General features: G+C 50.2%; 14 protein-coding genes. 4 read left to right on the forward strand and 10 right to left on the reverse strand.

What is annotated here, in order from left to right; translation table 11 throughout:
- Positions 1-89 precede the first annotated feature (89 nt).
- The 4 genes from J7438_RS03685 to J7438_RS03700 all read right to left on the reverse strand — a co-directional run bounded on the left by J7438_RS03685 (position 90) and on the right by J7438_RS03700 (position 4804).
- Positions 90-1799 carry a DNA ligase LigA-related protein gene (locus tag J7438_RS03685; RefSeq protein WP_209275487.1) on the reverse strand — a complete coding sequence of 570 codons (1710 nt, stop codon included), beginning with the start codon at positions 1797-1799 and terminating at the stop codon, positions 90-92.
- Positions 1800-1867: 68 nt separating this feature from the next.
- On the reverse strand, positions 1868-2887 hold the full coding sequence (gene galE, locus J7438_RS03690) for a UDP-glucose 4-epimerase GalE (protein ID WP_209275488.1): 1020 nt from the start codon (positions 2885-2887) through the stop codon (positions 1868-1870).
- A 32-nt stretch (positions 2888-2919) separates the two neighbouring features.
- Entirely contained in the window at positions 2920-3816 is an 897-nt protein-coding gene (gene nadC, locus J7438_RS03695) for a carboxylating nicotinate-nucleotide diphosphorylase (RefSeq protein ID WP_209275489.1), read from the reverse strand.
- A 37-nt stretch (positions 3817-3853) separates the two neighbouring features.
- The gene (locus J7438_RS03700) at positions 3854-4804 is read right to left on the reverse strand and encodes a ketopantoate reductase family protein (protein WP_209275490.1); all 951 of its coding nucleotides are present in this window, start codon (positions 4802-4804) and stop codon (positions 3854-3856) included.
- 111 nt (positions 4805-4915) lie between these two features.
- On the opposite strand from J7438_RS03700, the gene J7438_RS03705 reads away from it, so the two are divergent.
- From J7438_RS03705 to J7438_RS03715, 3 genes are all read left to right on the forward strand, one after another.
- The gene (locus J7438_RS03705; protein WP_101748417.1) at positions 4916-5131 is read left to right on the forward strand and encodes a dodecin; all 216 of its coding nucleotides are present in this window, start codon (positions 4916-4918) and stop codon (positions 5129-5131) included.
- A gap of 142 nt (positions 5132-5273) precedes the next feature.
- Positions 5274-5759, forward strand: coding sequence for a YajQ family cyclic di-GMP-binding protein (locus J7438_RS03710; RefSeq protein ID WP_209201563.1), 486 nt, complete (start codon positions 5274-5276; stop codon positions 5757-5759).
- A gap of 153 nt (positions 5760-5912) precedes the next feature.
- Complete coding sequence (locus J7438_RS03715; RefSeq protein WP_209275491.1) at positions 5913-7469, forward strand: AmpG family muropeptide MFS transporter; 1557 nt, start codon at positions 5913-5915, stop codon at positions 7467-7469.
- Positions 7470-7889: 420 nt separating this feature from the next.
- Here J7438_RS03715 and J7438_RS03720 read toward each other — a convergent pair whose 3' ends face one another.
- Positions 7890-8123: a hypothetical protein gene (locus J7438_RS03720; protein WP_209201561.1), complete on the reverse strand. Its 234-nt coding sequence runs from the start codon at positions 8121-8123 to the stop codon at positions 7890-7892.
- A complete protein-coding gene (locus tag J7438_RS03725; RefSeq protein WP_209201560.1) occupies positions 8113-8427 on the reverse strand; it encodes an MGMT family protein in 315 nt (104 codons plus the stop codon). Before J7438_RS03725 ends, J7438_RS03720 begins: the two co-directional genes overlap by 11 nt.
- Before the next feature lie 146 nt (positions 8428-8573).
- Between J7438_RS03725 and J7438_RS03730 the strand changes: the two genes are divergently transcribed.
- Positions 8574-9626: a DUF481 domain-containing protein gene (locus tag J7438_RS03730; RefSeq protein WP_209275492.1), complete on the forward strand. Its 1053-nt coding sequence runs from the start codon at positions 8574-8576 to the stop codon at positions 9624-9626.
- Here the strand turns inward: J7438_RS03730 and J7438_RS03735 are convergent.
- The 4 genes from J7438_RS03735 to J7438_RS03750 form a co-directional block, all read right to left on the reverse strand.
- Entirely contained in the window at positions 9614-9910 is a 297-nt protein-coding gene (locus J7438_RS03735) for a hypothetical protein (RefSeq protein ID WP_209201558.1), read from the reverse strand. The two genes, J7438_RS03730 and J7438_RS03735, sit on opposite strands and share 13 nt — an antisense overlap.
- A 227-nt stretch (positions 9911-10137) precedes the next feature.
- Positions 10138-10431, reverse strand: a complete 294-nt coding sequence (locus J7438_RS03740) for a GDCCVxC domain-containing (seleno)protein (RefSeq protein WP_286196386.1) — start codon at positions 10429-10431, stop codon at positions 10138-10140.
- Positions 10432-10741: 310 nt separating this feature from the next.
- Positions 10742-12832 (reverse strand): phosphate acetyltransferase, encoded by a 2091-nt coding sequence (pta, locus tag J7438_RS03745; RefSeq protein WP_209201557.1) that lies wholly within the window; start codon positions 12830-12832, stop codon positions 10742-10744.
- Positions 12833-12913: 81 nt separating this feature from the next.
- Entirely contained in the window at positions 12914-14104 is a 1191-nt protein-coding gene (locus J7438_RS03750) for an acetate kinase (RefSeq protein WP_209275493.1), read from the reverse strand.
- Positions 14105-14468: the final 364 nt, after the last annotated feature.

Consider the following 14468-nt stretch of genomic DNA (forward strand, 5'->3'; position numbering starts at 1 on the left):
ACTCCTGAAAAACCGACAGCTCAACATTCGGCTGGTCCGGTATATATTTCCGGGACCCTCAGGACCTGAAAGCATGACTAACTGTGATTTCACCTGGTTTCCCGAATACTACGTTCATCCAGGAACTCAATTAAGTTTCTGACTTCCTTTCTGTTCACATAACCCTGTAAATCTTCCATCCGTTTACTGCCAATCATGGGGCACCAAACCGACAGCTGCCTGGATAGCAATCCTTGTAAATCCGTTATACACCCAGCCAGCTCACGGGCATTGCTTTTCCCGATACCCGGAATACTGAGCGCACGGATCTGCTGCTCCAGGGGTTTTGGTCGTCGAATGGATTCGAAGTATTGTTGAATTTCATGCGGATGAATACCTGCCGATTGCAGTGAATGGGGTGTCAGCTGCAGAATATCGACCAGTGTCTGGATTGTTCCCGTTTGAACCCATTGATGAATAGCTGGCTTGCTGATCGCTGCAATATCGAGCCCCTGCTTACCGGTTAGCCATATCAGACGGGCGGCAAATTGTTGTTCACAACCTGGTGCAATAGTGAGGCAGGTAAAGGGGGTATAGCGGCTTGTATCCGGGCGTTCCGGGCTTACTCTGTTGGCAGGGCGAAACAGCACCTTACCAAAGACCGGTATGGCATTCCCTTTGAGTTTGATGCTGATTCGATCCCCAACGGCAAGCTCTTTCTTCTCCAGGTTCTGAATACTCCCCAGTGAAAGGGTTGAGATAGTTCTGTTTTTAAGCGTCACAGGTTCAATATGAACCACGGGTGTGATATTGCCGGTTCGCCCAATGGTAAATTCAATCGCCTCCACTTTTGATGTGGTGGTTGCTGGTGGAAACTTCCATGCCATGGCCCAGGCTGGTGTATTACCTGCCCAGCCCAGCTGCTTTTTGAGTGTTTTGCTGTCGACCTTAATCACAATTCCATCCATCAAAAATATGGGTTTTTTGATAGACGCGTAGTGCTCAAGGCGCTGTTTGATTTCAGGGTAGGATGTCGTTCTGTGGGTATGCTCCAGGGTCAGAGGAAAGCCCATGGCTGCTAAAGCTTTTATTGACTGTAAACCGCTATTAAACGGGCTGTTAACCCAGCGCCATGGGAAAAAATCAAAGGCTTTTACGGCTTCCGTTTCTGGATCAGACCGATTGAGCTGACCAGCAACCAGATGCCGGGCACTGGCATACTGCTCAAGCATTGATGGAGAAATAATATCAAGCCGCGCAAATAGCTCTCCATGAAGAATGAGTTGGTTTATTGCATCATTACTCAGTGTTTCAGGGATCAGTGGCATTTGCCGGATATGATGGAGGATATCGACTCCAACCTCGCCATTCCCCCGGGTGGAAGCCTGGATTAACAGTCCGTTTTTATAGACCAGCTCCACCGCAACGCCATCAATCTTCGGCTGTACTAAAAAACCACTGTCAGCTATTCGCGGTAAAAAATTTTTTACTTCTTCTGCAGACTGAGCTTTTTTCAAACTGCCCATTGGAGCCTGATGGTGAATCGTGTACTTACTGTCAGGTGTTTGGGAAAGGGGTTTCTCTGATGCTATGGAAGGGAAGCACGCTTGCCAGTATTTCAGCCTGGCAAGCAAGTCGTCGTATTCACTATCGCTGATGATTGGGGCGTTCTGGTTGAAGTACAGTTCATCATGGTAAGCCACTTCATCCGAAAGCCTGCTGATCTGCTCAGTGGCTTCTCCTTGATCCCACTGAGGGCAGTTCTCTGCCCACGCTGGTAGAAGAAAGGTTATCCACAGGAGAGGTATTATTTTTTTCATGCTTCGATTAAAGCATGAAAAGGCCGGTGGTACCCTTCCTTTTAGCTTTTCAGTCGCCCCAAAGTTGGTTAACTGTGATAACCGTTTGGATTAGCCGACTGCCAACGCCAGCTATCAGACACCATATCTTCCAGCCCTTTTTCCGCTTTCCAGCCCAGTTCACTGAGGGCTTTGTCCGGATTGGCATAACAGGCGGCAATATCACCGGAGCGTCTTGGGGCGATCTGGTAAGGTACTGGCTGTTGTGATGCCTGTTCAAAAGCGGCGACCATTTCCAGCACGCTGTAGCCTGTACCAACCCCCAGGTTCCAGGCATGGATGCCCTCGGCTTTTTGCAACTTTTCGATAGCACGCACATGGCCAATAGAAAGGTCAACTACATGGATATAGTCCCTGACTCCGGTTCCGTCATGGGTTGGGTAGTCGTTACCGAAGACACTGAGCTTGTCCAGCTTACCAATGGCAACCTGAGCGATATAAGGCATCAGGTTGTTGGGAATATCATTCGGGTCTTCACCAATTCTACCGGAAGGATGTGCACCAACCGGGTTGAAGTAGCGTAGCAAGGCAATTCGCCAGCTATTGTCCGATACATAAAGGTCCTGAAGGATTTCCTCTATCATCAACTTCGAACGACCATAAGGATTGGTGGCCGAGGTCGGGAAGTCCTCGCTGATGGGGAGGCTGGCAGGGTCGCCATACACCGTGGCAGAAGAGCTGAACACCAGGGTTTTCACATTGGCCTGTTTCATGGCTTCCAGCAACACCAGTGTTCCGTGCACATTGTTATCGTAGTAAGCCAGGGGCATGGAGACGGATTCACCAACGGCTTTCAGACCGGCGAAATGGATAACAGAGGATATCTCATGGTTGCTGAACAGCGAGTTCAGCAGTTTATGGTCGCGAATATCTCCCTTCACAAACTCCAGTGTCTTGCCGGTGATCTCCTGAACCCGCTTCAGGGATTCCTCACTGCTGTTACTGAGATTGTCCAGAACAATGATTTCATAACCATCGTTAAGGAGTTCGACGCAAGTGTGGCTGCCAATATAGCCAGCGCCCCCGGTTACCAGAATTTTTTTGTTCATTGTGTTGTTGCTCAAGGCTGCCTCCGTGTGGTTTAAAGCTGCTCAACGATCCGCATGGACAGATCCACAGACTGGCAGTCTTTGGTTAGTGTGCCAATAGAGATAAAGTCGACTCCGGTTTCGGCAATGGGTACCAGCGTCTGATCATTAATACCACCGGACGCTTCCAGTTTCGGGGCTTTGCCGGGAAGTTTCCGGTTCAGCCGGACGGTTTCGGCTAACTGGGTCAGCGGGAAGTTATCGAGCATGATGATATCGGCTCCAGCCTCTCTGGCAATATTGAACTCTTCCATGCTTTCCACTTCGATCTCTACCGGTTTGCCAGGGGCGATTTCGTGAGCTTTGCCGACCGCCTGGGCAATGCCACCACAGGCGGCAATATGATTTTCCTTAATTAAAAAGGCATCAAAGAGTCCGATTCGGTGGTTGTGGCAGCCTCCGGCAGCGACGGCGTATTTCTGGGCAACCCGCAGGCCCGGCAGGGTCTTGCGGGTATCCAGCAATTTGACGCTGGTACTACTGACCAGACTAGCATAGCGCTGGCAGCGGGTTGCGGTGCCGGAGAGGGTCTGCAGGAAATTCATGGCGGCCCTTTCGCCGGTCAGAAGGCTGCGAGCAGCACCTTTCAGAACTACCAGCACCTGGTTCGGCTCAACTCGTTCACCTTCTTCAATATGCCACTCCAGTTGGAGATTGGGATCAATCTGACGAAAGACCTCGTCAAACCAGGGGCGTCCACAGATGATGGCATGGTCTCGACAGATAATTCTGGCGACAGATTGTTGGGTTCTTGGAATCAGGGATGCCGTAATGTCTCCGGAGCCTATATCTTCAGCCAATGCCTTGCGAACATTGGTTTCTACGGCACCTTGAAGCTGGTCTCGCAGAACCGGGCTCAGGTTTTCAGGCAGTGTATAGGATTCTTTCATGGTCATTCCGGAGGTTGCAGGTGTTCTTTGGCGAGGATTATATACACAAAGAAGAAGCCGTTGCAGGCTGCCCTGTTTTGACGCCTGTAGCATTTAACTGGTCCATCAGTTGGTGATGGCTGTTGACGGTGACTCCCAGGGAATTGGCCTGTTGGATCAGAAAACCGTTAATAAAGGAGAGTTCCGTGGCTCTTCCCTTTCGTGCGTCCTGACAGGTTGATGATAGGTTGCTGGCGGTGATCTGGCAGACACCGTAAACGCTCTCTTTGAGTGCGTTGGCAGGCATCCCCAGCGCAGCCAGAACCTCGCTGGTCTCGGTAATTAGTTGATCCAGCCAGACCTGCTTTTCGCCATTATCCAGCAGCTCGCCATTACGGCAGTCGAACAATGCCGTGAGGCCATTGATACAACTGTTAATGGCCAGCTTTTCCCATAACTTCTGCTCAATGGGATCGCACTGGCTGACCTTTAATCTGAAATTGTTGCAAAGGTCATAAAAGCCTTGTCCGGATTGTTGATGACTGCTGAGGGGGCCAATCCAGGTCTGACCCTGGCCAGCGTGACGTACCTCAAAGGGGGCTGACAGATAAGCACCATCGGTACTGGAACCTGCCCAAATCGCTTGTGTTGGTAAAGCGTCCCTGATGGCCTGCTGGCCCCCCATGCCATTTTGCAGCAACAGTATTCGGCAGTTATCCGCCAGATGTGGCTTTACGCTGTTCAGTGCGGACAATGAATCCTGTGCCTTGGTACAGACAATCAGCCGGTTGATTGGGCTGTGGATCGTTTCAGGCGAGACAATATCCACAGCAAACCGGGAGATCTGCTCTGGCGTTAACAACTTGAGTGGAATGCGTTTCTGGTCAAATTGCTGATAGCTGCTTTCTCTCAGGATCAGGCGGGGGCTTTCCCCCTTATGGCAAAGGCTGGCGGCCCAAAGGCAACCGATGCTGCCTGCGCCCAAAATATACCAGGGATCATTGTCCATTAATCTCTAAAGTCCATCAGCGAATGAAGATACGCCGAGTCTACCATTTGCTGCCTATACTCAAACAGCTGGTGTTTTACAGCTTTTCTAAACAAGAGTGGGAGATAGACAATGAGTCATACCTATAAAATGACTGAACTGGTAGGCAGTTCAACGGTCAGTAGTGATGATGCTATTCAAAATGCCATCGCTGCCGCTGGCATGACCCTGGAGCATATGGGTTGGTTTGAAGTGGTGGAACAGCGTGGCCATATCGAGGATGGCAAAATTGCCCATTGGCAGGTGACGGTAAAAATTGGCTTCAGGCTTAAGGGCAAAGATCAGTAGTTTCCGTCAAAAGAATCTGATCCTGCATATTCACCTGAACCTTGTCGCTGGTGTATTGATTTTCTCCATGGTCTTTCCAATACAATCATGGATACAATAGTTGTTAATTGTTTCTTTCGATTTCTCAAGGAGATCATTCGCTATGCCTTCATTTGACATTGTCTCTGAAGTGGATATGCATGAGCTGGCCAACGCTGTCGACCAGGCAAATCGTGAACTGACTACCCGCTTTGACTTTCGGGGTGTTGCTGCCAGCTTTGAGAAAAGTGGTGAAAAACAGATTGTTATGACCACCGATGCCGACTTTCAGCTGGTTCAAATGGTAGAAATGCTGAAAACCAAGATGGTCAAACGGGGTATTGATGTTAAATGCCTTGAAGTAAAAGACCACTACGGTTCTGGCAAACAGGTCAAGCAGGAAGTGGTGGTTCGGCAGGGGCTGGATAAGGATGTGTCCAAAAAGATCGTGAAAATGATCAAGGATGCCAAGCTGAAAGTTCAGGCCGCCATCCAGGGCGATCAGGTTCGGGTGACCGGCAAGAAAAGGGACGATTTGCAGACTGTGATTGCCTTTTTACGGGAAGCCGATTTGGACATGCCGCTGCAGTACAATAATTTCAGAGATTGATTGACTGCTTGTGACACAGAAAACCGTTTTCATTGGATGGTGGAAACGGTTTTTTATTTCCCGGTTAAGCTGATATCTTCTTTTTTAAAATAGAATTTTTATTTCAAGAAGCATGGCGCTGTAAAATTTCATATTTGCGATGGAGCATATTGCATGGGGCTGGCAGCAGATTCTTCGAAGAATTGGGGTGACGCCTGTAAAAGCTTTTTTAATCGTCGGGTGATTGCACTTCTTTTTCTAGGTTTTTCAGCAGGCCTGCCCATTCTGTTGATTTTCAGTAGCCTTTCCCTCTGGCTTCGTGAGGCTGGGGTAGAACGCAGTGCCGTCACTTTTTTCAGCTGGGCAGCGTTAGGTTATTCCTTCAAGTTTGTCTGGGCACCGCTGGTTGACCGCATTCCATTGCCGGTTTTGCACGGTCTGCTTGGGCGTCGCCGGTCATGGTTATTGTTATCCCAGGCCTCGGTTATTGCCGCACTGTTGTTTATGGCAGCCCATAACCCTGCTGATGGTCTGTTCTGGATAGCCTGTGGTGCGGTAATGCTTGGCTTTTCCTCGGCCACACAGGATATCGTTATTGATGCCTATCGAATAGAAGCGGCGGATGATGACCTGCAGGCCATGATGTCCTCTGCTTACATTGCCGGATATCGAGTTGGTATGCTGGTGGCCGGGGCTGGTACCCTGGCACTGGCCAGCTGGTTTACCATGACGGACGAAGGCAACTACGACTATTTGGCCTGGGCCTGGGCCTATCGCTGTATGGCCGTGTTTATGCTGATTGGGGTTGTTACCACGCTGATGGTTGCTGAGCCGGATGTTGATCGTACTTCCGAGTCGTCGCACAGTACCGTTGATTATCTGCGTTTTCTGTTGCTCTTTGCCCTGGCGGCAACCGTATTTGCCATCTCTTTTACTCAGCTGGCTGATGCTTTTGGTGCTCTGAAAACCTTTTTGGTGGATACCGGGTTGTCTGCGCCCATCGCTGCTTTTCTGGCCGGTGCCGGACGATTTGCAATTAGTGTAGCTGCATCAGGGGTTACCGCCTGGTTGCTGGTGAAAGCTCATCTTGCGCCAAGAGCAATGGTGAAGGAGACTTACGTCGCACCCTTTGCTGACTTCTTTGACCGTTATGGCAAAGTAGCTATCTATATACTGCTATTGGTAGGGACCTACCGTATTGCTGATATTGTTATGGGCACGATAACCAATGTGTTCTACAACGATATGGGCTATACCAAAGAGCAAATCGCCACCATCACCAAAACCTTTGGCCTGATCATGACCATTGCCGGTGGCTTTTTGGGCGGAGTGTTGGCTATTCGCTTCGGTGTGTTGCGAATTCTCTGGGTAGGTGCATTGCTGGCGGCATTGTCGAATGTGCTGTTTGCGTTTCTGGCCAATCTTGAACCATCCAGCCTCTATTTAAGCCTGGTGATTGCGGCAGATAATCTCAGTGGTGGCATGTCGTCCGCCGCGTTTATTGCCTTTTTATCCAGCCTGACCAACCGGGCCTTTACGGCCATGCAGTACGCTATTTTCAGCTCCCTGATGACGTTGCTGCCCAAGCTGCTGGCCGGTTATTCAGGCACCTTTGTGGATTCCCTGGATTATCCGGTATTCTTTATTGGTTCAGCGTTGCTGGGGCTGCCGGTTTTATGGCTAGTGTCGTATGTAGGACGTTTGCTGGAACGTCATCAGGCGGGTAACTAAGGAGGCTGTCCGAGAATAGACTGCCCTACTGCGGCGACAGCAAATTGGTCTAAAAATCCGCTTTTGTTCGGCAAATAGCCCCGCTATTCACCTCACAAAACCGAATTTTTATCCTCAATTTTCTGCCGTCCTCGCTACGGGCGCTATTCTCGGACAGCCTCCTAAGGAACTGTCCTGAAATAACTTCTACATCCGATGTTGCCCAGTAAAGAAAAAACCTTGCCACGGAGTCACGGAGGCACGGAGAAAAGAAAAAATCTTTTCCTCTGTGACTCCGTGCCTCCGTGGCGAAAAAGAGGAAGTTGTTCAGGGACAATTCCTAAAACCTGGTGAGGGCTGCATCCTGAAGAGGATAGCTATTCCTGCGGCAAAAATTCAGAGTGTGTTGCAAAATGCTTTTCAGCCTTTTGCAACATCCTGTTAATGGGGTTCAGCAGGCTTGTCGTTTGATGTGTCCATGAGTTCGGCAATCAGTCTCTGCCGCCAAAACTCCCGGGTTTCATCGTTGGGCAGTTTGTTCAGAGTATCCTGACAGATATGAACCATCGCCTTGAGAATATTTTCTTCAGGGTAATTCAGATTTTCCAATTGGCGAATAATTTCGACGGCCAGGGCAATATCTTCCGGCGCTCCATCCATGTATTTACTCTCCATGCCATTGATGCGCTTTCAGGTTGATTTTTCCGGATGAGATGGTCACTCCCTCCTGCTCCAAACGCTGTTTTTGCTGGCTGTATCGACTCGACCCATCAGGGAATGAAATCTGACCTTTGCCGTTAATAACCCGGTGCCAGGGAAGGTCGGTCCCGGCGGGCAACTGTTTCAGGATATTACCCACAACACGCGCATAACCGGGGGCTCCTGCCATATCTGCCAGTTGGCCATAGGTTACCACACAGCCTTTCGGAATCCTGCTGATCAGGTACCATATTTCCGAAGGAGTAAAGGGGGCGGTCAATGTTGGTTCTCCACGATACTTTCTATGATGATCGCCATGATACTCTTCATCATAAGACCGACCATAAATAATAGATTTCAGGATATTTGAAAAGTTTGGAATGGGAAAGGAAATTGTGGATTCTGTCGTATTTATGAATTTTACAGGTGGATAATCTGTCCGGGAGAAATCCTTTTATGTTGCTCCAAAGGAGCCTTCTATCCGGGTTGCTGGGAATATTGTGTCTGTTTTCTATCAGTATGACATGGGCTGATACCGTCTGGATGAACAATGGTGATGTGCTGTCTGGCGATATTGTCAAGCTGGATTCTGGCAAGCTGAGTCTACAAACAAAGTATGCAGGTACTATTGAGTTGGACTGGCGCTATGTCACGGCCCTGGACTCGGATAAAACATTCTGGGTTAGCCTGATTGGTGAAGAGAAGGCCAGATTGCGGCGGTTTGAAGGCCAGCAGACAGGCGTTGCGGTTATTGATGAGAGTGGTCGAAAGCGCTCTTTCTCAGCAGTATGGCCGGTTGCCGCTATCCATATTGAAAAGCCGGTGATTGCTGATACCTGGGCGCTGGGAGGTAAGCTTGTTGCCACGCTGGACAGCAAGTCCGGCAACGATGATGAGTTGTTGGTTGGTGTTGAAGGCAAGCTCAATATTGATGACCAGTGGAATAAAAATGCTTTTTACTGGGATATTGAAGTGGAAGATGATGACGGCGTTGAAAGCTCCGAGTGGCAGGTTGGCTACTCATACAGCCGTTACCTGGATGAGCACTGGTTTGTGCAGGGAGCGGCAGAGCAGGAATATGACTCGGAAGAAGATCTGAGAACACGTACATCAGTGGGCGGTGCCTTGGGCTATCGTTTTTGGGAAACCGCTGAAAGGGCGCTGAAAACCAGTGGGGGTATCAGTCAGCTCTGGGAGGATTATATTGCCAATGAATCGCAGCGGGATTATGCCTTGACCTGGATCTTTAACTACCGAACACGGCTCATTAACAACTGGGAATATTTTGCCAACAGCAGAACGTTCTTCCGGCTAAAACAGTCTACGACGCTGGTTAATGTCAATCAGGGGTTAAATATTGGACTGACTGATCGCATTACCTGGAATCTGACGCATATTGTTGATTACGACAGTGACCCGGTTGATAAGACCCGGAATGTCGACAGCCGAATCAAAATGGGGATTGGTTACCAATGGTGAGGTCCGGGGCGCTGCAGATGGGTGCACACTGGCAGTCGTCCTCTTATGGGCATAAAAAACCGGGTTCTTATCAGGCAGCGCCTGAACGGGTACTGCCTTGAGAGTGGGAAGGCCGGTTTCTGTTGCTCCGACTGCTCAGTAAGTTGCTTCTCTTCACGCTGTTCCTGTAAAGCCCGCATAGTGGTTTCCAGCCAGTTGGCTGCACGATAAAGCAGCGAATGTCTGGTTAAATTATCACAGTGTTGATGTTCAAGGGGAAAAATCAGGGTTTTTCTGACTTTCATTGCTACCGGGTACTTTTTCAGAATTACTTCTGTTAATAGCGGCAGCAGGGCGTTTTGATTGATGACAGATGACAGCTTTTTTACCCTTTCGCCTTTGGCAATGTACAGTTACGCCAGGCGGGCTCCCGGAAGTAAAGAGGTGCTGCCCATACAGTAAGCAGACACTCCAAAACCTCGGGCTGTTAAAAGACGGGATCGTCAATTTGGCATAGTACGGGCTATTGGGGTCATAAACCTGAGGCAGAGACGCTTTCAGCCACTTCTTCACCGTGGGGCGTCATTTCAGCGTAGGCTTTTCTATCCCGTTGTGATGTAGGGCAGGGTTGATTTCCGTGTGAACAGAAAACACAGCAATCGCCTTCCTGTGGGGTAATCAGTTTCTGGCAGTTTCTGCATTCGTAAAGGTAAACACAGGCATCCTGAGGCATGGTTTCAACCGCATGGTGAAGACAGTCCGGGCAGGTGATGATGGACGTAGATACAAGAGTTTTGGCGCTTAAGGTATAGTTTTTACTGGACATACTCTTTCTCCTGGCACTTCCTGTGCCGTTCGTTGCATTTTTCTCTTTGGGCATAGGATAGAGTTATCGGCCTCCGTGTTGGTTTATTGACAATGAATACTTAAATCAAGGTGCACTGTCGTTTTTTGACGGACAAATACGTAACAAAAGCACCTCTTTTCAAACTACCCTATCTGACTTTTTATAAAAAGAGCAGCATGAATCAGGCCAGTTACGATACAAGCATAAAAGGGAAATATGACCGTTTACTGACAGCCATAAAAAAACCGGACATTTCTGTCCGGTTTTTTATGGGAACAATTAAACGAACTTAGTCGTTTTCAGCCTGAATAGCAGTCAGGGCAATGGTGTAAACGATATCGTCGACCAGTGCACCACGGGAAAGGTCATTCACTGGCTTGTTAAGACCCTGAAGCATTGGACCGACACTGATAACGTCCGCACTGCGCTGTACCGCTTTGTAGGTAGTGTTACCTGTGTTGAGATCCGGGAAGATAAACACGGTCGCACGACCCGCAACGTTACTGCCGGGAGCCTTGCTCTGGGCTACCGACTCAACGGAGGCCGCATCGTACTGCAGAGGACCATCGATAATCAGGTCAGGGCGTTTGGCTTTAACGATTTCAGTTGCCTCGCGCACCTTCTCGACATCGGCACCGATGCCAGAGGTTCCAGTGCTGTAACTGATCATCGCAATACGTGGCTCAATACCGAACGCAGTGGCTGAGTCGGCGCTCTGAATGGCGATATTGGCCAGCTGTTCTGCATCCGGGTTTGGATTAACGGCACAGTCGCCGTATACCAGAACCTGGTCAGGCAGCAGCATGAAGAAGACGGAGGAGACCAGCCCGCCAGCATCTTTCTTCGTCTTGACCAGCTGGAATGCCGGACGGATGGTGTTGGCGGTGGTGTGTACTGCACCAGAAACCAGACCATCTACCTCGTTCAGAGCCAGCATCATGGTACCGAGGACTACGGTATCTTCCAGCTGAGCTTCCGCCATCGGGGCGGTAAGGCCTTTGTTCTTGCGCAGCTCGACCATCGGGTCAACATAACGGGCGCGGATGCTATCAGGTTCCATGATGATCAGGCCATCCGGCAGGGTGATGCCGTTGTCTTTAGCGACCTGTTCAATAACGCTGCGCTGCCCGAGAAGGATACATTGGGCGATACCACGCTCCTGACAGATAACGGCAGCCTGAATAGTGCGTGGCTCATCGCCTTCTGGCAGAACAATACGCTTATTGGCACCCTGGGCTCTCTGCACCAGCTGGTAACGGAAGGCAGGAGGGGAGAGTCTGCGCTCTGCCAGGGCAGAACATTGTTGCTTAAGCCACCCGGTGTTCAGGTTGGCCGCGATGGTGTCCATGACCAGTTCAACACGAGCAGCGTCGTCAACCGGCAGTTCGTTATGGCGACGATCCAACATGGTTGCCGTGGTGTAAGAGTCTTCTCCGGTCATCATGACAGGAAGACCTGTACCAATGGCCTTGCTGCACAGTTCCATCACAGGTTTGGAGGGCGTGATACCACTGGTCAGCAGAAGACCTGCCAGGGGAACACCGTTCAGGGCCGCCATACAGGTGGCCAGAATGATGTCATCACGGTCGCCCGGAGTAATCACCAGATTACCTGGCTTCAGGTGATGAATCATATTGGTGGGCGTTCTGGCACTCAGGGTGTAAGAAGTCACCCGACGGGTATCCATCTCACCGGCATTGATGATGTCTGCTTTCAGGTGCTCGGCAATATCCATGGTTCTTGGTGAAGCCAGGTTATTGTCAAACGGAATATAGCCCAGTGGCTGGAATGGCTTGCGGGCAAATTCTGGCAGACTCTGGAAATGGCCATCTTTATTCAGACTGGCAACCGCTTCCGGCGTCAGTTTATTCAGGGCATAACCGACAACATTCGGGTTCTTGATGCCACCAAAGCTGTCGGCAGCGATTTCCAGTTTGTCGGCCAGGTCTGCCAGAGAGTCATTACCGGGCTCAGACACCAGAATGATGTCAGCATTAATGGTTTTGGCAATGTTGCTGTTCAGGCGATTGGCGTAGGGCATTTCCCGGGTCGGAACCAGACCTTCTACCACCATCACGTCACAGTCCTGAGAAGCCTGTTCAAACAGGGCTACGATCTCTTCCATCAGGACATCGCCCTTGTTGTCACCAAGCAGGTCTTCAGCACGATGGGAGGCAATGGGGGTAGGTGGCTCATGGTCCATGATGCGCTGAACCAGTTTGGTGGAACGCTCTGGTCCAGTGTCGCCTACATGCAACTGGGCAATAGGCTTGAAGAACTTGACTCTGAGACCGAGATTATCGAGTGCTCGAACCAGGCCCAGGGTAACGGAGGTCAGGCCAACACCATAACGTGTTGGTGCCAGGAAAAATGTACGCATATCCGGACAAATCCTTCTCATGAAATACTGATATAAAAACAGGAGGTGAAACCTCCTGTTGCTTACATCCAGACAACCAGTTTAGCCAGCAATCAGTGCTTCGGTATCACGGGCAATCATCAGCTCTTCATTGGTCGCGACAACCATGGCTATGGTTGAACCGGGTTTGGTGATAACACCGCTCTTGCCACGGAAGGTCTCTTCGTTGGCCTGTCCATCAACCTCAAAGCCGAAGATGGACAGACGCTCTATTACATTCTTACGAATCGTGCTGGAGTTCTCACCGATACCGCCAGTGAATACCAGTGCATCAATGCGGCCCAGCTCGGCAGCAAAACCGGCCAGTTTTTTGGCCAGAACGTGGCAGAAGATGTCCAGAGTGAGCTGGGCACGCTCATGACCTTCTGCTGCGGCATTTTCAAGAACACGACAATCGTTGTCCAATCCAGACAGACCCAGCATGCCGGATTTTTTGTTCAGGAGGTCGATGATCTCGTCCAGGGAGTAGCCGCACTGCTTGTTCAGGAAGCTGAATACGTTCGGGTCAATATCACCGGAACGGGTACCCATTACCAGCCCTTCCAGCGGCGTCAGGCCCATGGTGGTATCAACGGATTTACCGTTTTTGATCGCACAGGCACTGGCACCGTTACCCAGGTGCGCAACCAGGATAGCACTGTTGTCCAGGTCCAGACCCAGCATGTCGGCAGCGGTTTTGCTGACATAACGGTAGCTGGTGCCGTGCATGCCATAACGACGCAGACCGTGCTCTTCGTACAGGTTGTAAGGAACTGCGTACAGGTAGCTTTCTGCTGGCATGGTCTGGTGGAATGCTGTGTCAAATACTACGGACTGTGGCAGCTCCGGGAAGTATTTTATGCAGGCACGGATACCCAGCAGGTGAGCAGAGTTGTGCAGAGGTGCCAGGTGGCTGCAGTCTTCGATGCCCTGGATCACTTCATCAGTGATCAGGGTGGATTGGGTGAACTTCTCACCACCGTGAACAATACGGTGACCGATGGCTTCGATGTGTTCCATCAGGTTGTTCTCACGGAGAATGCCCACCAGTGCTTCGATAGCACCTTCGTGGCCAGCAGCGCCAAGATTCAGGGTTTGCTTCTCGCCGTTCAGTTTCCAGGTGATGGAGGCTTCGTTGCCCACGAGGCATTCAGCAATGCCGCTGATGCTTTCCTCTTCGGTTTTCGGGTTGATGACTGCGAACTTCAGGGAAGAACTGCCACAGTTGATAACCAGAACGCTGTCTTTGCTCATAGAATCTATTACCTGTGAAAATGACCGCGCAGTTTCCAAAAATGCCCGTGTAATGCTTTTAATGTAAGCGTATTGTCACGAATATCGTCAAACGCCACGGCCGGAACCAATCACACAAAGACTCCCCGGGAATAATATCCGTAATGGAGATGGCAGAACATTGAGGAGGAAACATTGTTTTTGTATGGTGAATAGTGGTGCTATTTACCGGAAAAAACGAATGTCTGAACTCATGTGCTGTCACTGCAGCAGAACGGTCTATTCCCGGGCAACCTCCCGGATGATCATGGCTTGTATAAAGTAGAGAAGCGGTATGAAAATATTATAACCATTGACCTGTGTCGGTGGACTGCGTATTGATGCG

Source organism: Thalassotalea sp. G20_0, from assembly GCF_017744175.1.
Taxonomy (GTDB): Bacteria; Pseudomonadota; Gammaproteobacteria; order Pseudomonadales; family Endozoicomonadaceae; genus Endozoicomonas.